This window comes from Desulfocicer vacuolatum DSM 3385, from assembly GCF_900176365.1.
Lineage (GTDB): Bacteria > Desulfobacterota > Desulfobacteria > Desulfobacterales > Desulfobacteraceae > Desulfocicer > Desulfocicer vacuolatum.
The window spans coordinates 124,090-147,846 of the sequence record NZ_FWXY01000014.1 but is presented as its reverse complement, the minus strand read 5'-3'; the positions used below and the strand labels follow the sequence as shown (position 1 = coordinate 147,846).

The following is a 23,757-nucleotide window of genomic DNA, read 5'->3' as shown; positions in this document are numbered from 1 at the left end:
ATCCCAGGACCATTTAATCTGATATATTTTGAATTTGGTCAACTTATTCTGAAAATTTCTGCATTCAAGTAGTTATTTTATTGTGGCACTTAACACTCCGCAGATCAGGTATATATTTCAAGCTTTGTTGTGCTTCTATGATACCAAGGATCTTGTTTATTAATTTTTTCAGGATATACGAGTAGCAGTGAATAATGAGTGGATAAGACACAAACTAAATGTAACCTTCTAAATTCCGGGAACACCACACTTAATTCAAAAAAAGGCTGAAAAATAACGTGGCAGCAAAAAACAGGATATATCGAAAATTACAAAAACATCTGGACGGGCAGGTCGTGGGGTTCCCCGCTGCCGCCAACGGATCGGATATTCGGCTGTTAAAGCATATTTTCACACCGGAAGAGGCTGAAATAGTCTGCTGTTTAAGCCACAATTTTGAATCTGTAGACCGATTGTTTCCCAGGGCAAAATTCCTGGTCGACACTCCTGAAATCCTTGAAAGAATACTGCACCGCATCCAGAAAAAAGGCGGCATTGAATCCAGAATCAGGGACGGCCGGTATCAGTACTGCAATGCCCCTCTGGTGGTGGGAATGTATGAAATGCAGATGGAACGCATGTCCCCGGAATTTCTCAAGGACTTTGACGATTATACTGCCTCCATGGGATTTGGCATGGAATTTCTGGGTACAAAGCTGCCCCAGATGCGCACCATCCCCGTGAAAAAAAGCATTCCCATTGAAAATCATGTGGCCGGATTTGATGAAATATCAACCCTCATGGCCCGGACAGACGGCCCCTTTGTTATTGTTACGTGCATCTGCCGAAAAAAACAACAAATGCAGGGCCGTCCCTGCCGGGTGACCCGGCGCACCGAAACCTGCCTGGCCCTGGGGGACATCGCCGCAACCTGTCTCTCCGCCGGGATGGGACGGGAAATTTCCCGGGAAGAGGCCGTGGCCATCCTTGATAAAAACCAGAAACAAGGGCTGGTTCTACAGCCATCCAACACGGTGAAACCCGAATTCATCTGCTCGTGCTGCGGCTGTTGCTGCGGCATGCTCAGTCTTCATCAAAAACTGCCCAAACCCCTTGAATTCCAGATATCTAATTTTCAAGCCGGACTGGACAAATCCCTGTGCAACGGTTGCGGGGTGTGTGAACAAAGGTGCCAGGTTAATGCCGTCAAACTTGCCGGTGATCCCCCCCGGGCAGAGCTGGATCTCAATCTGTGTCTTGGATGCGGAGTATGCGTTACCACCTGCTCCCCCGGGGCTTTGGGCCTGGTGAAAAAAAAGCGGATCACCCGCCCCCCGGAGGACCGTGAAAAACTCCACGCCGTTCTTCTTGAAAACCGCAAAGGCCCACTTGGCAAGGCTACATTGGCAGGCAAGCTTCTAAAGGATATGGTGCAGACCGGCAGAACCCTGCTTCTCAAATAATTTTGGTTTCATGCCACTTCTCCCTCCAAAAAAAATTGAATTTCTAAATTTTTAAAAAAACATTTGACAAATGATCTTCAACGAATATAGTATCGTTTACCATAAGACCGAGCGCTCGTTCGGTAAGCAATAGCTTCTAAGTCCAGAAATAGAAATATTTGACCCAACTGAACGGCACTGCCCATTTCCAACAATAACTGTAATGTTCATTTTTCCGTTTACACGGCGTGCCTTTTAGACAAAAAAGTCAAAAATTCTACATCATTGACCACAAATATAAGGAGGAGAAAGGGTGAATTTTGACCTTACTAAGGAACAGACGATGATTCGTAAAGAAGTGAGAAAGTTTGCCCAGAAAGAAATTGCCCCCATTGCAGGCGAACTTGACGAAAAAGAAGAATTTTCGTCCGAACTCACCCGCAAGATGGGTGAAATTGGTCTTTTTGGCATGTTTGTGTCGGAAAAATACGATGGCCAGGGCATGGATTACATTTCCTATATCATCGCTGTTGAAGAAATCGCCAGAATTGACGGTTCCCAGGCGGCCACCATTGCCGCAGGAAACTCATTGGGTATCGGCCCCCTTTACTATTTTGGTTCAGAAGAGCAAAAACAAAAATATCTGCCAAAACTGTGCTCCGGGGAAGCGCTGTGGGGATTTGGACTCACCGAACCCACTGCCGGTTCAGATGCCGGTGGCAGTAAAACCACCGCCGTTCGCGACGGAGACGACTGGGTTATCAACGGTTCTAAAATATTCATCACCAATGCAGCCTGCGATATGACGCTGGGTGTTACTGTGCAGGCCATCACCGGTACCCGGGACAACGGAAAACCGGAATACACCTGCTTTATCGTGGAAAAAGACACCCCGGGATTCAAGGCAGTTCCCATGCATAAAAAAATGATGTGGCGGGCCTCCAATACCGCAGAACTCTATTTTGACAATGTCAGGGTTCCCAAGGAAAATATGCTGGGCAACCAGGGAGACGGATTTCATCAAATGCTCAAAACATTGGACGGTGGTCGTCTCTCCATCGGTTCCATGGGGCTTGGTGGAGCCCAGGGCGCCTATGATCTGGCACTGAAATATGCCAAGGACAGAAAACAATTCGGTCAATCCATTTCCAAATTCCAGGCCATTGCCTTTAAGTTGGCAGACTGTGCCATGGAAATCGAGTGTGCCCGCAATTTAATGTACAAGGCCTGCTGGTTGAGAAACGAAAACCGCCCCTTTGAAAAAGAAGCAGCCATGGCTAAACTGTATTGCTCAGAACTCATGGGCCGGGTGGCCAACCATGCCGTTCAGATCCATGGTGGATACGGCCTGATGAAAGAGTATAATGTTGAACGATTTTATCGGGATCAGAAACTTCTTGATATTGGTGAAGGGACCTCTGAAGTGCAGCGAATTGTTATTTCACGTCACATTGGGTGCTGATTTAATAACCCCAAAAGATACACCAGGTAGCACAAATGTTTTAAGTCAGAAAAAAGCCGGATTTAAGGATATAAGGGCGATACATCAAAAGCACCTTCCCAATGTAAATGTACCTTGCCTGTTGATAGCTGCCCTCTTTCTGTAAATGGGTGGATGAATTGATGTAAAGCCTTTTGGCAGGGAAATGTGCCCCACGTATTTAAACCATAACCAAAAGAGGGACCGAATGCAAAAACCAGACATTGAAATAGGCAAAACCACCATTGGCAACATCGTAGACATGCTGGCAGAAAACCTGGCAGACAACAGTGCTCTGGAGTATTTATCGCTGGATATCAAGTATAATTTTAAGGAGTTCAGAGACATTTGCGATAAAGTTGCCAAGGGGCTCATGGCACTTGGTATCCAACGGGATGAAAAGGTTGCCATCTGGGCCAACAATATTCCGGAATGGGTCTACACACAGTATGGCAGTGCCCGCATGGGCGCGGTTCTGGTGACGGTGAATACAAGTTATCGAAGTGCGGAATTGGAATATCTTTTGGAGCAGTCCGATACCACCACCCTCATCCTCACCGGAGGGGTCAGGGAAGCTGATGAATACCTAAAGGTCATTAACAAAGTCTGCCCCACCCTTAAAGACAGTGAACCCGGCAAATTAAATAATCCCAAACTTCCCTTTCTTAAAAATATTATTTACATGGGAAAAGAGAAAATCCCCGGCATGTATAACTGGGATGAAATTATTGAAATGGGTAAAAAAGTTTCCGATGCACAACTTAAAGAACGTCTCGATTCCCTGGAACCCGACGATGTCATCAACATGCAGTACACCTCAGGAACCACCGGTTTTCCCAAAGGCGTCATGCTGTCTCACACCAATCTCATCGGCAATGCCATGAGCCTTGCCACCTGTATGAATCTGACCCCGGACGATGCCATGTGCATCCCGGTTCCATTTTTCCATTGCTTTGGGTGTGTCATCGGCACCTTGACCTGCATGGTTTCCGGTGCCACCATGGCCCCGGTGGTGGCTTTTAATCCGGTGGATGTACTTAAAACAGTGGAAGCGTCCAAGTGTAACGCCCTTTTGGGGGTTCCCACCATGTTCATAGCAGAATTTGAAGAAATGGACAAAAACAGCTATGACACATCCACCCTTAGAACCGGTGTCATGGCAGGCTCCACCTGTCCCATTGAGGTAATGAAACGGGTGATCAAAGACATGGGTGCCAATGAAATGACCATAGTTTACGGCCAGACAGAAGCATCCCCCGGCATCACCCAGACCCGTGACAACGATTCTTTGGAACTGAAAACTTCCACCGTCGGCCGGGCGCTTCCCAATGTGGAAGTAAAAATAATTGATCCCATCCTCGGTAACGAAATGCCTGTTAACGAGCAGGGTGAGCTGTGCAGCCGGGGGTACCATGTCATGAAGGGCTACTACAAAAATGAAGAAGCCACAGCCCAGGCCATTGATAAAGACGGCTGGCTTCACACCGGCGACCTTGCCACCATGGATGAAAACGGATATTGTAAAATCACAGGCCGCATCAAAGATATGATAATTAGAGGCGGTGAAAACATCTACCCCAGGGAAATCGAAGAATTTCTCTACACCTTTAACAAGGTTAAAGATGTCCAGGTGGTGGGGGTTCCAGATGCAAAATATGGAGAAGAGGTGGCAGCCTTCATTCAGCTCAAACCCGGCGAAAGCGCCACAGATGAAGAGGTCAAGGCATTTTGCAAAGATAAAATTTCCTATCATAAAATCCCAAGATTTGTATTCTTCATTGAAGACTATCCCACCACGGCAAGCGGTAAAATCCAGAAATATAAACTAAGGGATATGGCCACAGAGGAAATTGAAAAATAAGTGTCACAGATTTCATAAATAGAGATCTGATAAACCAATAACAGCCATGGGCAGATCGGGGGATACACCCTGGACTGCCCGGAATCAACATTACAATTGAGCACTTTGGGTTACCAAAGATTTTCATATGTACAAGGAGGTAATCGTGGACCGTGAAACTGTTCTGATAACTGAAGAAAGGGGAAGCGCCGTTGTTCTGACTTTGAATCGCCCCAAAGCCATGAATTCCCTCAACTTTGAACTGTTAAATGCCATTAAAGAAAAAGTGGATACCCTGCAATACCGCCCGGACATCCGCACGGTTATTATCACCGGTGCCGGTGAGCGGGCATTTTGTGCCGGAGCCGATTTAAAGGAACGGGCCACCCTGTCCCAGGATGAAGTTAAAAAGTTCATCCTCACCATCCGAAATTTGCTCACCTCCATACAGCACCTGAATAAACCGGTTATATCGGCGGTGAACGGCATCGCCCTTGGCGGCGGCACCGAACTTGCCCTGGCATCGGACATCCGCATTGCTTCAGAATCTGCGGTGATGGGTCTGACAGAAACCCGTCTGGCCATTATCCCGGGCGGGGGCGGTACCCAGAGACTGCCCCGCATCATCGGCGTGGCCAAGGCCAAAGAGTTGATCTTCACCGGTCGTCGGGTGGATGCACAAGAAGCACTTAACATCGGTCTTGTGAACAAAATATGCAACCCGGAAAATCTCATGGATGAGTGCATGGCCATGGCAAACATGATTGCAGAAACCGGTCCCATTGCCGTTGAAATGGCCAAATACGCCATTAACCAGGGCATTGAAACAGATCTTGCCACAGGCCTTGCCATTGAATCCAATGCCTACCGGGTCACCATCCCCACCGAAGACAGGGTTGAAGGACTCACCGCTTTCAGAGAAAAAAGAAAACCGGTTTACCAAGGAAAATAGGGGAACAGATATGAGTGAAAACAGAACATTCTGGGAAAATGAAGAAGTAAAACTTGCCCAACGTCAATACGAAGCCATCTGGCCCGGTGGGCAAAAGGCAGTGGACCGCCTGGCCAAAAAAAACAAACGCCCGGTGAGGGAGCTGATACAGGATTTAATTGATCCGGGGACCCAATTCTTTGAGCTTTCCCTGCTGGCGGGCTTTGGCATGAACTATCCCGGAATTCCGGATGTCCCCTGTGGCGGCATTGTCACAGGTCTTGGTAAAATCCACGGCAACTGGACCATGATTCTGGGCAATGACTCCCGGGTCAAGGCCGGAACCTATTTTCCCATTACCTTGAAAAAACACATGCGAGCCCAGGCCATTGCTGAAAACTGCGGCATTAACTGTGTTTATATTGCCGACTCAGGCGGTGCATTCCTTCCCATGCAGGTGGAGGTTTTCCCAGATGATCAGCACTTTGGTTCCCTTTTTTACAACATGGCCCGGATGTCGGCCAAGGGGCTCAAACAGATCACCATGAGTACCGGTGGAAACACCGCAGGCGGTGCCTACATTGTTTTTATGGCCTGTGAGTCCATCATGATAGACAAGCAGTCCTTCTCATTTCTGGGTGGACCTCCACTGGTGAAAATGGCCACAGGTGAAACCATTTCTGCAGAAGATTTGGGGGGGGCAAAAACCCACACACAGATTTCAGGAGGTGCAGACCATCTCTGCGCTGACCAGGCAGATGCCGTGGCCCGGGTCCGTGATATTCTCTCTTTGACCAAACCCCAGACCACCCATCTGCATCGGTACCAGGAACAAGAGCCGGCAGTACCAGCTGAATCCATTTATGATTATATGCCGGTAAATTTTGGTCAAAGTATCGATACCCGCAAAATCATAGAATGTATTGCCGACGGCAGTGCATTTGTGGAATACAAAAAAGATTTCGCCGTGGGAAAAGCCAGCAATATTCTCACCGGCAAAATTCGAATCAAAGGCCTACCTGTGGGCGTTATAGCCTCCAATGGAGTGGGTATCATCTTCCACGAGGCAGCCAGAAAAGCCACGGAGTGGATTGTTCGATGCAGCCAGGAAAAAATTCCCCTGTTATTTATCATGAATGCCCCGGGGTTCATGGTGGGATCTGAAGCTGAACATGCAGGCATCGGCAAATATGGATCAGATCTGGTAAGGGCTGTCTCCTGCGCCCAGGTTCCCCGCATTCAACTGGTCATCGGACCGGACAACGGGGCTGCCAATTACGGCATGTGCGGCCGGGCCTATCGCCCCCACTTTTTGTTCTCCACCATGCGATCCCGCACCTCGGTGATGAGCGGAAAAAGCGCAGGGGGTGTGCTTCTCTCCATAGAAGAAGTAAAAAGAAAACGGGCAGGCAACCCCATGACCCAGGAAGAAAAAGATGCCTTCCAGAACAAGATGATTGAAAAATACGATGGGGAAGCCCACCCCTTCTATTGCTCAGCAAGGCTGTTAAACGACAGGGTTCTTAAATTTTCTGAAATCCGGGACTGGCTTGCCATGGGCTTTGAAGTGAGTCTGCTCAAAGAGATCGGCGATCCTGCCTTTGGTAATTTCAGATTCTAATACCAAGACCAAGAGTGGGGTCAGGTCCGGCTTATGGATGGATGATTTTATCCATAACCCGGACAAACAACAACATTCATAAACCAGGCCCGGCCCTTAATATTAATCCCCAAAAAACATAATCCATAAACCCAGAACCCTCTACCCAAGCAGTACCCAGTACCCAGTACCCAGTATCGATTAACCCAGTATCCAAAAACAATCCAGCCATAGGAGTTTCAAATGACTGAATATGATATGTGGAAAGTTTTTCCAAGAATGCCAAAAAAAGTAATCATCGGAGATATCACCGTTCGTGATGGATTCCAGCACTCAGAAAAATTTATCTCCACCGAAGCCAAAAAATTCTACCTGGAAGAATTGATTTTTGCCGGATGCCGAAATATTGAAATCACCAATCTTGGTAACCCCTATCTCATGCCCCAGTTCAGCGATGCAGAAGAGTTGTTAACCTATGTAAGGGGAGATCTGTTTAAAAAGAAATGCACCAGACGGGGCATCAATGTAGACGACATCTGTTTTACGGCCATCACCATCCGCGAACCGTCAGTGGATCGGGCAATTGCCCTTAAAGAAAAAGGTATTGGACCGGATCGGCTTTTAATGATGGTCTCCACCGAAGAGCAACACCATTACGCCAATTCCGGCACCACCCTTCCCAATTATTGGAAGGAGTGTGAACGCAGCATAAAAAAATGCAACGATGCGGGCATGAAAATGTGCGGTACGGTGAGCACCATCTGGGGCAGCCCCATTGGCGGCGCCACAGACATGAAAGATGCTGTAAAATTCACCAAACGATGGCTGGACATCGGTGCCCATGATGTGGAACATGCCGATCATGACGGCAGCGCCTCTGCAGCTGATGTGTATCGTTATTTCTCCATGGTGCTGGATGAACTGCCCGATGTCAATCTTCACATTGCCCATTTCCATGAGACCAAACGGGTGGCATCAGCGTCGGTGCTGGCAGCACTCCAGGCCGGTATCAGAAATTTTGAAGCCACCCTGGGCGGACTGGGCGGACAACCGGCCAATTTCCTGGATGACAGACCCATCAAGGGCACCGGAGAATACTACTACGATGACCCGAGATATGTGGGACTCATATGCCTTGAAGACACTCTGGTTCAGGTGGATGAAATGAATATTGAGCATGGATGGGATGTGGACCGGGTGTTGTGGCTTGGTAAACAGCTGGAAAGAACCATGGGACAGCGTCTGAGAAGTGAAGCCATGATCAACGGACGTACCCTTAAAGAAGGCCACATGCACTACGCCCGCCCCGGACTGAAAGAACTCAAGGAAAAACTGGGTGAAACACCGAATCAGCTGCTGCCTGAAGGTTGGGTATAATTGCCATGGGCGGACCGTATTCTGATCCGGCTCTGCCCACAGCAAAGCTTGAAATACACCCCTGGTTTACGGAGTGTTTCATATAAAAACCCATGTGTCTTGGCGGACACAACAAATATAAACAATGGTATTATACCGCCGCCCCCCGACGGGCAATGGGCCCGGACCGGAACTGTAGACAGCTCAATTGTCCGGTTCCTATTACCCGTCGGGGAGCGGCTCTGCTGAGGTTGCCTTGGAGGCTACCTTTTTATATAAAAAAAAATAGATCATTGATGATCCTGAAACATCATGTAAATTGATAAAAGCGTTGGCATTCTTTATTTCACCGTTTACACTGCGCACAAACCCGGCCCCCAACCGAGGGCACTGATTAAATTACGTTTACTTTTTCCATTGATAAAAGGAATACCAACGCTTCATCCAAGGAGAAAACATGAAAAAAGAGGAACAAACACCCCACATTAATGTGGATTATTTTGAAGACCTCACCGGCAATATCGAAGATGGCGCCCAGGGCGATGTGGAAGAGGTGGGGACACGCATTAAGGAGTTGAGAGAAAAAAAGGGCATTTCCATTGAAGACCTTGCCAATCTCACCGGATTTGATCAAGAACGTCTTGAAAATATTGAAAAAGGTGTTGTAAAGCCCCAACTGGGAACGGTGATGAAACTATCCCGGGCCTTGGACAGTGCACTTGGACGTCTTGTATCCGGCGTGGGAGACAAACTTTACTCCATCACCCGCAAGGCAGAGCGTAAAAAAATATCCCGTTCCACCTCCCCCAAGGGAGAAAAAAATCTTTATGCATATATGAGTCTTGCCCCGGAAGTCCAGGGACGTCATATGGAAGCATTGATCGTGCAACTTGAGGCAAACCCTGCCAAAGATGTGTCTGTGCACAATGGTGAAGAGTTCATTTTTGTGCTGGAAGGAACAGCCCTTTTGCACATTAATGACGAAGTATTTGATCTGGAACCCGGAGACAGTGTTTACTATCTGTCCACCACCCCCCACCAGATCATGGCAAAAGAAGGCAAAGCCACCATCCTTGCCGTACTTTATGAATAAAACCTGATCATTGATTAAAATCAAGCCCGTGGATCGCATGAAATAACGACCTAAAAATATGAAACCCCGGAAATCGGTTTTCATCTCTAAATGGAGGAGCAGACCATGGCAAAATGTTTATGGACGCCATCGGAAGAAAGAGTTCAGCAAACCAACATGTACCGTTTTATGCAGGTGGTTAACGATAAATTTAAGAAAAAATTCAATGGCTACGATGCCCTCCATGAGTGGTCCACGGATAATCTTGAGGATTTCTGGGCAACCATGTGGGATTTTGCCGAAATTAAAGCATCAAAACCCTATGATAAAGTCATTGATGATCCCACTAAAATGCCCGGTGCCAAATGGTTTGAGGGGTCAACGCTCAACTTTGCAGAAAATCTTCTGCGCTACAGAGATGATAAAACCGCCCTGATTTTCCGGGGAGAAGACAAGGTCAGGCGAACCCTTACCTACAAAGAGCTTTATGATGAGACATCCCGGGTGGCAGCATCCTTAAAAGCCGCCGGTATCAAACCCGGAGACCGTGTGGTGGGCTTTGTTCCCAATATGCCCGAATCCATCATTGCCATGCTGGCAGCCACCAGTCTGGGTGCGGTGTGGTCATCCTGCTCTCCGGATTTTGGTATCAAAGGCGTGCTGGATCGATTTGGCCAGACCAAACCCAGAATTCTTTTCACGGCTGATGGATATTTTTTCAAGGGCAAAGTCATGGACAGCATGGAAAAAATTGCCGGTATTATCCAGGAGCTTCCCTCCATTGAAAAAATCGTGGTAATTCCCTATGTAAGTGAAACCCCGGACATCTCTGTATTGCCCAATGCCGTACTCATGGATGATTTCAAGGCCGATGCCCCGCAAGAGATTGAGTTTGAGCAGCTTCCCTTTGACCATCCCCTGTATATCATGTACTCATCCGGCACCACCGGGCTTCCCAAATGCATGGTCCAAAGTGCCGGCGGGGTTCTCATGCATCAGATCAAGGAGTTAATGCTCCACACAGATCTTAAAAAAGAAGATACCATATTTTACTTCACCACTTGCGGATGGATGATGTGGAACTGGCTCACCACCTCCCTTGCCACCGGTGCCACCCTGGTACTTTTTGACGGAAATCCCTTTCACCCCGGCCCCGATGCCCTGTGGCACATGGCCGAAGAGGAAAAGATAACGGTGTTTGGCACCAGTGCCGGTTACATTGCAGCCCTAAAGGCCGCCGGGGTAAAACCGGGATCAAATTTTAATTTATCTTCCATAAAGGCATTGCTCTCCACGGGATCGCCCCTTTCCCGGGAAGATTTTGAATTTATCTATGATGAAGTAAAATCAGATCTCCAGCTGGCCTCCATTTCCGGCGGCTCAGATCTCAACGGCTGCTTTGCCCTGGGTAATCCCATGGGGCCTGTGTACTCCGGAGAGCTGCAATGCCGGGGCCTTGCCATGAAAGTGTTTGCCTATGACGATGACGGCAAGCCCATTGTGGGAGAGCAGGGCGAACTTGTCTGCACAGCACCTTTCCCCTCCATGCCCATCTACTTCTGGAATGATGACGACGGTTCACGGTATCACTCTGCTTACTTTGAAACCTATCCCGGCATCTGGGCCCACGGTGATTTTGTTGAAGTCACGGAAAGAGGCGGGGTGATCATGTATGGAAGATCCGATGCCACATTAAATCCCGGTGGGGTGCGCATCGGCACCGCAGAAATTTATCGACGTCTGGAGCAGATGGAAGAACTTCAGGACAGTGTGGTGGTGGGACAGAAATGGAATAATGATGTAAGGGTTATCCTGTTTGTCACCATGCCTGAGGGACAAACCCTCACCAATGAACTCATGGGGAAAATCAAAAAAGATATCCGGCAGAATGCCTCCCCCCGGCATGTGCCTGCAAAAATCGTCCAGGTACCGGACATTCCTTACACCTTAAACATGAAAAAGGTGGAACTGGCCGTAAAAAAGGTGATCCACGGCCAGGCAGTGAAAAACAAAGACTCCTTAAAAAATCCGGAATCCCTGGATTTCTTTGAGAACATTAAAGAACTTCAAAATTAACCCCCCAGGCCTGATTTTAAACCGGCAATGAAATAACACAAAGGCAATTAGCATGGTATATGCTAATTGCCTTTGTGTTTTTTGCGTAATTGAATCGCCGCAAGCGGATCTTATTCTGATCTCGATTTTCAATAATTGTTGTGTTTGTGAGAAAATAAACGGTATGGAAACTTTAATGGACGGTACTATCAAGAACAGACCGGGCCATGCCGGATATTTCCTGCATGGTAAAAGGTTTCAATAAAAAACCATCGGCAGAAGATCTTTTCACACTGTTATCCACAATACCTTCATCACTGCCTGAGCAAAGTAAAACAGGAATATTCCGTCGGATTCGTCTTATTTCTGTTATCACATTATACCCATCCATGCCGGGCATGCCGATATCACTTATAACAAGATCAAACTTATCAGGAGAGGCCTTAAAGCTTTTAAGGGCATCGACTCCGGAAAGCTGAATAACCACGTTGTACCCCAACCGTTGAAGTAGAAGTTTTGCAACCATGGCAATATCTTCATTATCATCCACAAATAAGATGGTTTCCGTTCCGGTATTCTCCATAACCCCTCCTTCATAACGCCCCCATGGTCATGAAACGCTATTGCCAATGTACTAAGGGCTATTTATGTCAAAGAATATACCGGTCTGTTTGTCTTTTTATCCGTCTTTTGGTTGGGACGTCCATACTATAAAACCACTATATATGGAAAGCCCTGCCTTGAATACGAATAAAAATCCTACCCTTCCCGATATTCTTATCTACCAATAGCCTAAAATAAGCCAATCACCAATTTTCATAATATGCAAACTACATTCCCATGGACCATGAAATTGAATTTTTATTAAATAAAATTTCAATTATTGGCAAATATACTCCTTCATTCCCCCAGACACATACTATTTGTATGGAGAATGCAATTTATCAACACCCATTTGTAAAATTTAAAACCATATCTGTTCATTAAAGGTAAATGGGCTAAATAATAATTGCACAAATTCATCAACAACTCTAAATTAAAATAGCGTTTTTTCCATTAACTTCCAATAAATTCAGCAAATTTCATTGCCTATTTCCATGGGCACCCTGCACACATAAATGTGCAATTCATAAAAAGACAGCCCTCCCGGATTTAATTCCTTCTTTAAGCTTGCAGCCTCCCGAAATGTGCACATGACCCTGTGCGTTTCACCTCCGGAATCATCTCAACTCCAAAATAAAAAAACCCATTATTTTCAATAACATATATAAAAATATCCATCTTTTTTTTATGTGGTACAGCCCTTGCTATTACTTAATGCAGACAAGATGATTACAAAGAAAATTAAGATAAAAATAAGGAGTTCAAAATGAAAAAAATCATGGTTCAATTATTTGTCATCGGCGTTCTGGTTGCCACTTGTGCTGCACCTGTTCTTGCAACGGGCGGTGGTGGACCGTAAGCCCTGTACCCGGACAAAAAAACTGCAATACCCGTTATAATTACAAAAAAATGATACTTAAAATAAGGAGTTCAAAATGAAAAAAATCATGGTTCAATTATTTGTCATCGGCGTTCTGGTTGCCACTTGTGCTGCACCTGTTCTTGCAACGGGCGGTGGTGGACCGTAAGCCCTGTACCCGGACAAAAAAAACTGCAATACCCTTTATAATTACAAAAAAATGATGCTTAAAATAAGGAGTTCAAAATGAAAAAAATCATGGTTCAATTATTTGTCATCGGCGTTCTGGTTGCCACTTGTGCTGCACCTGTTCTTGCAACGGGCGGTGGTGGACCGTAAGCCCTGTACCCGGACAAAACAAACGCGATCATAACAACACCTGATAAGACAGGTGGATTGCCAGGGGAATCGATATATTGTCGATTCCCCCGGTCATCCTTTTCCCCTTTTGTATTCTATCCTTTCATCTTCCTTCTTTGATATTTTTTTATCCCACAGATTACCTTTTCAGCTCTCTCTCCAACATCAAGACAAAACATACAAAGAAAACCACCATTCGTTATTCACTCCAATACCCCGAGGCACTGAAAATTCAATGCTGTCAACACGCAGCCGGTTGCATTGTTCACAGCTATGTGGTAGCGTCATAAGCTATTATTAATTTGGTAATCATGGAAAGGCTCGCCTTGAATACGAATACAAATCCCGCGTATCTCGGTATATTGTTATCAGCCAATAGTCTGCTAAGTTGGAGAAAAAAAATGATGCCCCCACGCCTGTTATCTTTTTTATTATCTGTTCTGGTATGCGCAGGTATTCTGGTGACCGGCGGATGTAATAAAACAGAAGAAAATAATTCCGCTGAAAAGAGCCCGCAAACCAAGACTGATACAACACACATTGTTGAGAAAACAGGAGGAATATACCGAATCCCCCTTAGAAGTAATCCAGCAACACTGGATCCGGCACAGGTACGGGACTGGTATGGAGAAAGCCTTGTACACCAGCTTTTTGACGGCCTGGTGAAATTTGATCAATATCTGTCAGTGATGCCAGCCCTTGCCAGAACCTGGCAGGTGGAGGATAATGGCAAAGTGTACCGTTTTTTTCTTGAACCCAATGCCGTTTTCCATGACGGAACACCGGTAACCGTTGATGATGTTATTTTTTCCCTGAGTCGTTTGCTACAGGTGGAAGATGCGCCGGTTATATTGCCCCACCTGCTTAAAATAGAAGGGGCCATGGCCTATAGAACCCATGGAGCAACAACCGTTACCGGACTTAAGGCGGTGGATGAACAGACCCTTGTTGTGCGCCTCACCGCTCCCCATGTGCCTTTTCTAACGGCCCTTGGCATGTGTTACGCAAAAATTATTCCCAAAGAGGCGGCAACCCGCATGGGCAATGATTTTGGAAAGACACCGGTGGGAAGCGGCCCCTTTTGCTTTTTGTCATGGCACACCGACAACACCATCCAACTGAAACGCTTTCCTCACTATTATGGAAAAACAGCCCTGGTGGATGAACTTGAATATAAAATCTATCCAGGGGGCAAGGATGAAAAAATACTATCTGATTTCCAGAGCAATCTCCTTGATGAAATGCCGGTGTTCGGAAAGGTCCGCCAATCCCTGGCCCATGCAGAAAATTTTCAATGGATCCATCGTTCTTCTTTGAGCCTGTTCTTTTACGGCATGAATACAGCCCATCCCCATCTTCAGAACAAAGATCTAAGAAAAGCCCTGGCCCTGGCCATTGATCGCCAGGCCATTGTCAATGAGATCTACCATGGCCAATATGATGTGGCCACAACCATTTTGCCTCCGGGCATGCCGGGGTATACGCCAGCCAATCAGATGGAAGCCAATAACATGGCCATGGCAAAAATCCTTGTAAAACGTGTCGAAAAGGCCCTGTCTCAGCCCATGCCTGCCCTGGAAATCGTTTCTGCCATCCAGTCACCATCATCAACGGCGGAGCTGACCCTTGTCAAGAAAATCTGGGGACGACTGGGCATTGAGTTGGAAATAAAATATTTAACCGACTGGACTGAGTTTGAAAATTATCTTAAATCCGATGCAGTTCAGCTATATCGGTATGCCTGGTTTGCAGACATGCCTGAGCCGGACAATTTTCTTTATGCTCTGTTTGGCTCCAGTTCACCGGTTAACTTCATGCGGTACAACAATACCGGAACAAATGAAATGTTCACCACGGCACGACAAACCGTGGAGACCGTGGAACGCTCCAGCATATACCGGGGAATTGAATCCATAATACTTGAATCCTTTCCCTTGATTCCCCTTTTTTACATGAGCGTTGACCGGATATATCAATCCCGGGTCAAAGGTATCATGGTCAGTGCTCTGGGTGCGCATACCATGACACTGAATCATATCTGGCTGAATCATCCTCTCTGAATTTTAAAAAATATCAGACCTTTTTGATTTAACGTTTTTAAATCAAATCTCTTTAAACAGCCCAAAAAATATTAAACGCTAAACCGGAACGGCTGCCCCCTAAAACACCGGACCATGGAAGTGTTAAAGGAACCCCACTGTCATGCCTGAGCCAAAAAATGAGATCCGCCCCTTGTTCATCCCACTGAAATATCGTTTTATTCTCATGATAACGCTGATGCTGATCCTGCTGCTGGGCGCTTTGATCCTGGTGCTGAATGTTCTCCAGAGCCGTACCATCAAAACCCGCATCAAAAGCCAGGGCCTTTTTATTGCACAGAATCTTGCCATGACATCCAGGGATGACCTGGTGACCTATAATTACATTGCACTTGAAAAAGCGGCCAATCAGGCAGCAGAACACCCGGATGTTATTCATGTGGTTATCCATGATAAGGAAGGAAAAATTGCCGGGTTCAGCAACCGACCGGATCTACAGAACCGTACCCTTACAGATGAAATAAGCCTGCTTGCTGTTTCAGCCCAGACACCCCAGACCCATGAAGGTATATCTAATTCAGCCACCGGTCCCACCATGACTATTATTTTCCCTGTATTTTTAAAAGATAAAAAAACGAGATGGGGCACCATCCGGGTCCAGCTCACACTGGCACCCATGAACCAACAAATACGCCAGACACAATGGACGGTTCTGGGACTGGGGTTCATTGCCCTTATTGGGGGAATTCTTTTTGCCAACCTGGCTGCAGGAAGAATCACAGCTCCACTGCGTCAATTGATGGATATAACCAAGGAGGCATCCCAGGGAAATTTAAAACAGGATATTAATATCCCGGCCGGTGATGAAGTGGGGGTTCTGGCATCTAATTTTTCCATCATGGTCAAAGAGCTCCTGACACATAAAACTGCCCTGGAAGAGCAGCTGGAAGAAATACATCAGCTACAGCAATATTCAGAAAAAATTCTGGACACCATGGGAGACGGACTTTTGTCCGTCACCCGGGAAAAAAGCGTAAAGCAATTGAACCCGGCAGCCCGCAAAATATTAAATATTTCCCAGGAAATCACCCCCCGGGGCCTTGATATATCCCAGGTATTGAGCCATACCCCGGAACTCCATGACGCCATGGTGAAGATCCTTGATGATCCCGGCTTAAACCGTCAGCAGGAGATAACCATTTTACAAAACAAAGAACCCCGGGTGATCCTCATGGGCTTCGGGGTTCTGGATGCACAGAACAACCGCAGTGTGGAGGTTATTTTTAATCTCCATGATATCACCGAGTTAAAACAATTGGAATCACGCATGCGCCAGTCCCAGAGGCTGGCAGATATAGGAATCATAGCAGCCGGTCTTGCCCACGAAATACGGAATCCTTTGTCTGCCATCAAAACCTTTGCAGGCCTTTTGCCCCAAAAAGTTAACAAACCCGGATTCCTTGACAAATTTCAGCGCACAGTTCCCCGGGAAATCAACCGGCTCAATGGATTGGTGGAAGAACTGCTGGAGCTTGCCAGGACACCCAACTATAATTTCACCATGATCAATGCTGCCAGGCTTCTGAATGATATTGTGGATCTCATTGAGGTGGATCTTGACGCCTCGGACATAGTCTGTGTCCGGAACTTTGGAGATAATCTGGGAGAAATCCGGGCCGATGGTGACCAGCTGGCCAAGGTGTTTCACAATCTGATTCGCAATGCAGCCCAGGTCATGCCCCAGGGAGGTACACTTACCCTGGAGGCATTAAGGGACAATGATAAAATCACCATCGCCGTAAAAGATACAGGCCCCGGCATGCCCCGGGAAACACTTAGCACCATTTTTACACCTTTTTTTACCACCAAGCATAAGGGAACCGGTCTTGGCCTGGCCATCACCCAGAAAGTTGTCTCTGAGCATGGCGGTGATATAAAGGCCACCAGTGTCCAGGATCAGGGAAGTTGCTTCACCGTAACATTACCCGCAGACGCATGTTAACAGCCATGGTCACTGGGTATCATCATTTTTCAGATCCAGGGATTTCATTTTCTGGATCAATGTATTACGGTGGATATCCAGCTGCCTGGCTGTGCGGGTCTGGTTCCAGTGGTTATCCTGGAGTGCCTTGAGAATATAAAGCCGTTCAAAGGTGGTCCGGGCCTGGATCAAGCCCCTGCCCGTTGCCAGGGAGGATTTTGCTCCCACAATGGATTTTTCACTGAATAAAATTTCAAAAGGTAAATTCTTAAGGTCAATACTCTGATCATCCGGAGTCAACACCACCATTCGTTCCAAAAGATTTTCCAGTTCACGGACATTTCCCGGCCAGTTATACCCGTCCAGGGCTGACATGGCAGATGGGGTAATTCCGGCGACATTGCGATTCATTTTTTGATTAAGTCGTTCCAAGAAAAACTTTGCCAGAAGCGGCACATCGCCTGTTCGCTGTCTCAAGGGAGGTAATTCCACAGGAACCACATTGAGTCTGAAATAAAGATCTTCACGAAAACTGCCATCTTTTACCATATCTGTAAGATGAATATTGGTGGCTGCAATCACGCGAACATCCACCTTCACTATTCGATTACTGCCCACCCTGGTGAATTCACGCTCCTGGAGCACCCGGAGCAATTTTGCCTGAAATTCAGGCTCAAGGCAGGATATTTCATCCAAAAAAATGCTTCCCTGGTGGGCAAATTCAAATTTTCCCCGGGACTGTTTGTGAGCCCCGGTAAACGCCCCCTTTTCATATCCGAACAATTCAGATTCCATGAGTTCCCGGGGCATGGCCGCACAGTTAATGGCAACAAAGGGTCGCGATGCCCGTGAACTTTTATTGTGAATTGTCCGGGCCACCAATTCCTTTCCCGTACCGCTCTCACCGGTGATGAGCACACTGCTGGATGCCTGGGAAACCTTGTCAATGATATCAAAAATAATGGCCATGGCACTGGAGCGACTCACAATATTGGTTGATTTTTCTCCTTTTTCCGCCTGGGCGCGATGATAATGAACCTCGCGATTCAGAGAACGGGTTTCAAGCACCTTCTCCAGCCTGTTGAGAATCACCTCATGATCAAAGGGTTTGGTAATGTAATCATAGGCACCCTGGCGTATGGACTCTGTGGCCTGCTGAGCACGATCAATGCCTGAAATCATGATCACATCAAGATCTTTTTCAACTGCCTTGATCCGTTTTAATGTTTCAATTCCGTCCATCCCGGGCATGACAATGTCCAGGAAAACCAGGTCAAACACCTGGGAACGAACCTGTTCAACAGCATCAGCGCCGCTGTCAACGCACACCACGTCATAGCTGTCTTCAAGGATCTCCTCCAGGGAATCCCGAATGGCCGGGTCATCATCCACCACCAGAATGGTTGCCTGCTCCACCACTGCCTGTGTCATCATAAAATTTATAGATACCTGTTTTGACTGATTGAACAATGGGATCTTTGTAAACGCCCACTGAATTTTCGCGCTCAGTTCAGCATCATCATCAAAATATTAACCCGTGTTTTCATTCATCAGGCTTCTGCGATCAGCTTTAAGCAATTTTTTTTCCCCGGAAGCGGGCATACCCCGATGTGCTGTAGAAAAAAAACTCAGCACCACAGCCATCGGTTTAACAAAATAGAACAAATGATAAACGCGCCTGAAGATTTATAAACATATTCGCCCGGCCCCATGCTGTCAATGCTAAAACGACAAAGGGATTTCTCCACATAAAGAGGTTTGTGGATAAAAGTAAAAAAATTAGGTTTCAAGCACTGAGCTCCGTCGGTATGATTTAATTTTTTAAATTTCGTCCAAAGGGGATATTGAGTTTTTTCATTTTTTTCCTCAGGGTGGAAGGATGGATGTTTAATATTCTGGCAGCCCCCTTTTCACCTTCCACCCGGCCCTTGCAAAGATTCATGACGCTTTGAATATGCCCGGCCATGACCTGATTAAGCTCAAGGGGCTTTTTCATATCAACGCCACAGGAAGCAGGGATAGGGGGTGGGCCTTCAGCTGGATGCTCTCCAATCCCTTTAAAAAACAGCAAGGGCCCCCTGTCAAGAATCAAAGAGCGTTCCACAGCATTTTCAAGTTCCCGGATATTTCCCGGCCAGTGATAATCCATCAGTCGCCGGATGGCATCAGGACTGGGGGCCGGCATCATGGTTCGTTTCATTTCTTTGGACTTTTTCATAATAAAATACTCAATTAAATCGGGAATATCTTCCCTTCGATTTTTTAAAGGGGGAAGTGTAACGGGAAACACCCTGAGCCTGAAAAACAGATCTTCCCTGAATTGAGCTTTCTCCATCATCTTTTCAAGATTTTGATGGGTGGCCGCAATAACCCTTATGTTTACCCGGACAGTTTCACTGCCCCCCAGCCGGTCAATCTCTTTTTCCTGCAATACCCGCAAAAGCCGAACCTGGGCTTCGGGTGTTAACTCTCCAATCTCATCCAGGAAAAGGGTTCCCCCATTGGCACGTTCAATGCGCCCCCGTTTCTTGGAAATGGCTCCGGTGAATGCTCCTTTTTCATAACCAAACAACTCACTGTCCAAAAGGGATGTGGGAATCGCACCACAATTAACCGGTATAAAAGGCCTGTTTTTTCGATGGGACAAATTATGAATGGTGTTTGCAATGACTTCCTTGCCCGTTCCTGTTTGGCCCAACAGCAACACTGGACTTTCCAGGGGAGCCACCCTTTGAACCATCTGCATCACTTTTTTTAATCCCCTTTGGGCGCCGATGAGTTTTTCCCCGGAAAACTTATTTAATTCCTTTTGAAAATATTTATTATCATCAATGAGAAGTTCCTTGATTTTTTCCAACTCCCGGAATCTCAAGCTGTTGGTAAGGGCAATGGCGCAAGGTTTGTTTAAAAGACTTAAAAGATGGACATGTTCTTTGTTAAATTTTTGTTTTCCATTATTAAACAAAGAAACAACTCCCAGCATGGTCTTTTCCAATACAAGATCCATGACCAGTCCAGATAGATCAGAAGCACCAAAATTTTCCGCCACAGGACCTGTCACAGGATCATCACCCAGCCGATCTATGACCCGGATGCGAAGGGAACGCTGATCTTCAACCTGTTTTTGCCCTTTTTTTGACAAAAAATTTTTAATGGAAGCGGCATCATATAGTGAGGAAGTTGCATGGGCCACGGTCTCCACAATACCGGGTTCAGGATGATATACATGAAAGCCCATCTGTCCCACCGGTATAAATTTGCGAATATACAAAAGACATTGGTGTAACGCTTTTTCAATCTCAAGACTGCCGCAAATCTTTAATGTTGCTTCACTGAAAAATTCTTTTTCATTAACTGCCATAAAAAACTCCATAAATGGGCGGTCTCATTGTGGACCGTCAAAGGATCTGCCGGGGGTGGTTGCTCCTTTATTTTCTATCCTATTTTCCAGATTAACTCAAATCTGGAAAATAGGATAGAATTTTCTTTACCATAGCATAGTTTATTATTCAACAAAGCTTATTATCCTTTAATAACAGGTATTTTCAATATGGCACATATTATGCTTTAGCATTTTAAAATGAACTCAGGACAGTGTTACCTTTTCACTTCAGGGTAACCTCAGCAGAGCCCCCCGAGGGGTAATAGGAACCGGCCAATCGAGCTGTCTACAGTTCCGGGCCGGGACCATTACCCCTCGGGGGGGGGCGGTATAATACCATTTTCAATATTTGTTGTGTCCACCAGGACATGCCCGTTTATATGAAATACTCCGTTAACCAGGGGAGTATTTCTAACTTTGTTGTGGGCGGAGCGAGGTCAGAATGCGGTCCGCCCGTGGCGGTTATATAAAAAACGTATAGAGTTTGGGATCGTAAATGTTGTGCCATTCAACTCAATTAAAAGGAAAAACACGATGGAAATCAAAAAGATTACTGTTTTAGGTGCAGGTATTATGGGTGCAGGCATTGCACAGACAGCAGCCCAGGCAGGGTTTGATGTCATGATCCGGGATATGGAAGACCGTTTTGTGGAAAATGGTCTGGCAACAATCAAAGCCAACCTTGACAGATCTGTATCCAAAGGCAAACTGGCCCAGGAAGAAGCAACTAAAATCATGGGACGCATCACAGGGACCACAGATTTAAACGAGGCTGCCCAGGATGCAGACATGGTCATTGAAGCCATTGTTGAGCTCATGGAAGTGAAAAAACAGGTTTATGAGGAGCTGGATCACATCTGCAAAAAAGAAACTATTTTCGCATCCAATACATCCGGTCTTTCCATCACTGAAATGGCAAGCGTCACCACAAGACCTGACAAAGTAATCGGCATGCATTTTTTCAATCCGGTGCCTGTGATGAAGCTGATTGAACTGATCAAAGGGTTTACCACATCAGATGAAACCCTTAAAATTGCCACAGCTTACGTTAACACCATTAAAAAAACACCCATTGAAGTCAAAGAGGCTCCGGGTTTTGCTGTTAACCGCATACTTTGTCCCATGATAAACGAGGCTATTTTTGTCCTTGCAGAAGACATTGCCTCTGCAAGGGATATTGACAAGGCAATGACCCTGGGAGCCAACCACCCCATAGGTCCCCTTGCCTTGGCAGACATGGTGGGGCTGGATACCATGCTCATGGTATTGGAAGGATTCCATAAAGAACTTGGAGAAGATAAATATCGTCCTGCTCCGTTGCTCAGAAAAATGGTACGTGCAGGCCATCTTGGCAGAAAAACCGGCAAAGGGTTTTACGATTACACAAAATAATCGTGGCCCCGGAACTCCTGAACTTAATTTTTTCAAGCTTTGCTGTGGGCAGACCCGATCAAAAATAAGAGTTGCCTGCGGCAGTTTATAGGATAAAAATGAAAGAAATTGTCATAGTTTCCGCCTGTAGGACAGCAATCGGGGGATTTGGCGGTACCCTGAAAACCATGAACGGTGCGGCCATTGCAGCCGTTACCATGAAAGAGGCCATAAAAAGAGCCAAAATAGATCCGGCCCTGATTGATGATGTTCGATACGGCTGCTGCCTTGAGCACCATGATACCTTGAATGTGGCAAGGGTTGCTGCACTCATGGCCAATATCCCCAATACGGTTCCGGCAGTCACCATAAACAGAGTCTGTATCTCAGGAATGGAAGCAGCTCTTTCCGGGGCCGCCATGATCCAGGCAGGCATGGCTGAAATCATCCTTGCAGGGGGTGTGGAACATATGTCAGGTGTCCCCTACTCCGTTCCCAATGCAAGGTGGGGATGCCGACTCCAGGATCAGCAATTTGTGGACGGCATGATCCATGCGCTACACTGCGGTTCCCATCTTCTTCCCATGGATGGTGAAACACCTTTAAATACAAATGAAGCACCGGCAAGCTATTTCATGGGAAAACCGTATATCATGGGGCATACTGCGGAATTTGTGGCCCAGCATTTGGGAATTTCAAGGGAAGAGATGGATGAGATTGCCCTGCGAAGCCATAACAACAGTGAAAGGGCAACAAAGGACGGCTCTTTTAAAGAAGAGATCGTACCCATTGAAGTGCCCCAGCGAAAAAAAGATCCCATTATTTTTGATAAAGACGAGCACTTCCGACCCGGCATGACAATGGAAAAACTGGCCGGTCTCCCATCGGCCTTTGTACCCAAAACCGGAAAAATAACAGCTGGTAATGCAAGCGGCCTCAACGATGGATCGTCCGGTATGATCATCATGTCGCTGGACAAGGCAAAAGAGCTGGGACTGACCCCCATTGCCAAAATAAAAGCCACGGGCATGGGTGCCTGTCACCCCACCGTTATGGGGCTTTCGCCGGTACCTGCCGTGAAACAGCTCATGGATAAAAGCGGCCTTTCCATAAAAGATTTTGAACTGGCAGAGGTCAATGAAGCCTTTGCCGCGCAATATCTTGGATGTGAAAAAGAGTTGGGGTTGAACCGTGAGATCACCAATATTAACGGTTCCGGCATCGGCCTTGGACATCCCATCGGTTCCACAGGCTCAAGAATCATGGTCACCCTGATCCATGCCATGAAAAAACGGGGCAACACACTGGGACTTGCCACATTGTGCGGCGGGGGCGGTGTGTCACTTGCATGTGCCATTGAAATGCTTTAACCCATAATCCTTCAGTAATCCTTCAGACAAATATGGT

General features: G+C 46.6%; 15 protein-coding genes. 12 read left to right on the top strand and 3 right to left on the bottom strand.

Translation table 11 applies throughout. The features are described from left to right. Positions 1 to 278: 278 nt before the first annotated feature. The 8 genes from B9A32_RS13510 (at position 279) to B9A32_RS13475 (ending at position 11,776) form a co-directional block, all read left to right on the top strand. The gene (locus B9A32_RS13510; RefSeq protein ID WP_084069972.1) at positions 279 to 1,442 is read left to right on the top strand and encodes a 4Fe-4S binding protein; all 1,164 of its coding nucleotides are present in this window, start codon (positions 279 to 281) and stop codon (positions 1,440 to 1,442) included. Positions 1,443 to 1,734: 292 nt separating this feature from the next. After that, on the top strand, positions 1,735 to 2,883 hold the full coding sequence (locus B9A32_RS13505) for an acyl-CoA dehydrogenase family protein (protein WP_084069971.1): 1,149 nt from the start codon (positions 1,735 to 1,737) through the stop codon (positions 2,881 to 2,883). A gap of 226 nt (positions 2,884 to 3,109) precedes the next feature. Next, entirely contained in the window at positions 3,110 to 4,762 is a 1,653-nt protein-coding gene (locus B9A32_RS13500; protein WP_084069970.1) for an AMP-binding protein, read from the top strand. Positions 4,763 to 4,907: 145 nt separating this feature from the next. Continuing rightward, positions 4,908 to 5,693 carry an enoyl-CoA hydratase-related protein gene (locus tag B9A32_RS13495; RefSeq protein ID WP_332308518.1) on the top strand — a complete coding sequence of 262 codons (786 nt, stop codon included), beginning with the start codon at positions 4,908 to 4,910 and terminating at the stop codon, positions 5,691 to 5,693. A gap of 10 nt (positions 5,694 to 5,703) precedes the next feature. Continuing rightward, the gene (locus tag B9A32_RS13490) at positions 5,704 to 7,293 is read left to right on the top strand and encodes an acyl-CoA carboxylase subunit beta (protein ID WP_084069968.1); all 1,590 of its coding nucleotides are present in this window, start codon (positions 5,704 to 5,706) and stop codon (positions 7,291 to 7,293) included. Positions 7,294 to 7,515: 222 nt separating this feature from the next. Further along, positions 7,516 to 8,649 carry a beta/alpha barrel domain-containing protein gene (locus B9A32_RS13485; protein ID WP_084069967.1) on the top strand — a complete coding sequence of 378 codons (1,134 nt, stop codon included), beginning with the start codon at positions 7,516 to 7,518 and terminating at the stop codon, positions 8,647 to 8,649. A 436-nt stretch (positions 8,650 to 9,085) separates the two neighbouring features. Then, positions 9,086 to 9,721 (top strand): helix-turn-helix domain-containing protein, encoded by a 636-nt coding sequence (locus B9A32_RS13480; protein ID WP_084069966.1) that lies wholly within the window; start codon positions 9,086 to 9,088, stop codon positions 9,719 to 9,721. A 105-nt stretch (positions 9,722 to 9,826) separates the two neighbouring features. Next, positions 9,827 to 11,776 carry an acetoacetate--CoA ligase gene (locus B9A32_RS13475; RefSeq protein WP_084069965.1) on the top strand — a complete coding sequence of 650 codons (1,950 nt, stop codon included), beginning with the start codon at positions 9,827 to 9,829 and terminating at the stop codon, positions 11,774 to 11,776. Between the two features lie 172 nt (positions 11,777 to 11,948). Here B9A32_RS13475 and B9A32_RS13470 read toward each other — a convergent pair whose 3' ends face one another. Then, on the bottom strand, positions 11,949 to 12,338 hold the full coding sequence (locus B9A32_RS13470; RefSeq protein ID WP_084069964.1) for a response regulator: 390 nt from the start codon (positions 12,336 to 12,338) through the stop codon (positions 11,949 to 11,951). A 1,640-nt stretch (positions 12,339 to 13,978) separates the two neighbouring features. Between B9A32_RS13470 and B9A32_RS13465 the strand changes: the two genes are divergently transcribed. Next, positions 13,979 to 15,637 (top strand): ABC transporter substrate-binding protein, encoded by a 1,659-nt coding sequence (locus B9A32_RS13465; RefSeq protein ID WP_170923825.1) that lies wholly within the window; start codon positions 13,979 to 13,981, stop codon positions 15,635 to 15,637. A gap of 142 nt (positions 15,638 to 15,779) precedes the next feature. Then, on the top strand, positions 15,780 to 17,618 hold the full coding sequence (locus B9A32_RS13460) for a sensor histidine kinase (RefSeq protein ID WP_232367161.1): 1,839 nt from the start codon (positions 15,780 to 15,782) through the stop codon (positions 17,616 to 17,618). Between the two features lie 9 nt (positions 17,619 to 17,627). Here B9A32_RS13460 and B9A32_RS13455 read toward each other — a convergent pair whose 3' ends face one another. Together B9A32_RS13455 and B9A32_RS13450 are read right to left on the bottom strand one after the other, a co-directional pair. Next, positions 17,628 to 19,031: a sigma-54-dependent transcriptional regulator gene (locus B9A32_RS13455; protein ID WP_232367160.1), complete on the bottom strand. Its 1,404-nt coding sequence runs from the start codon at positions 19,029 to 19,031 to the stop codon at positions 17,628 to 17,630. A 379-nt stretch (positions 19,032 to 19,410) separates the two neighbouring features. Next, on the bottom strand, positions 19,411 to 20,958 hold the full coding sequence (locus B9A32_RS13450; RefSeq protein ID WP_084069962.1) for a sigma-54 interaction domain-containing protein: 1,548 nt from the start codon (positions 20,956 to 20,958) through the stop codon (positions 19,411 to 19,413). Between the two features lie 555 nt (positions 20,959 to 21,513). Here B9A32_RS13450 and B9A32_RS13445 point away from each other — a divergent pair. Together B9A32_RS13445 and B9A32_RS13440 are read left to right on the top strand one after the other, a co-directional pair. Next, positions 21,514 to 22,371 carry a 3-hydroxybutyryl-CoA dehydrogenase gene (locus B9A32_RS13445; RefSeq protein WP_212637938.1) on the top strand — a complete coding sequence of 286 codons (858 nt, stop codon included), beginning with the start codon at positions 21,514 to 21,516 and terminating at the stop codon, positions 22,369 to 22,371. Between the two features lie 98 nt (positions 22,372 to 22,469). Then, positions 22,470 to 23,720, top strand: coding sequence for a thiolase family protein (locus B9A32_RS13440; protein ID WP_084069961.1), 1,251 nt, complete (start codon positions 22,470 to 22,472; stop codon positions 23,718 to 23,720). The last annotated feature ends 37 nt before the right edge of the window (positions 23,721 to 23,757 follow it).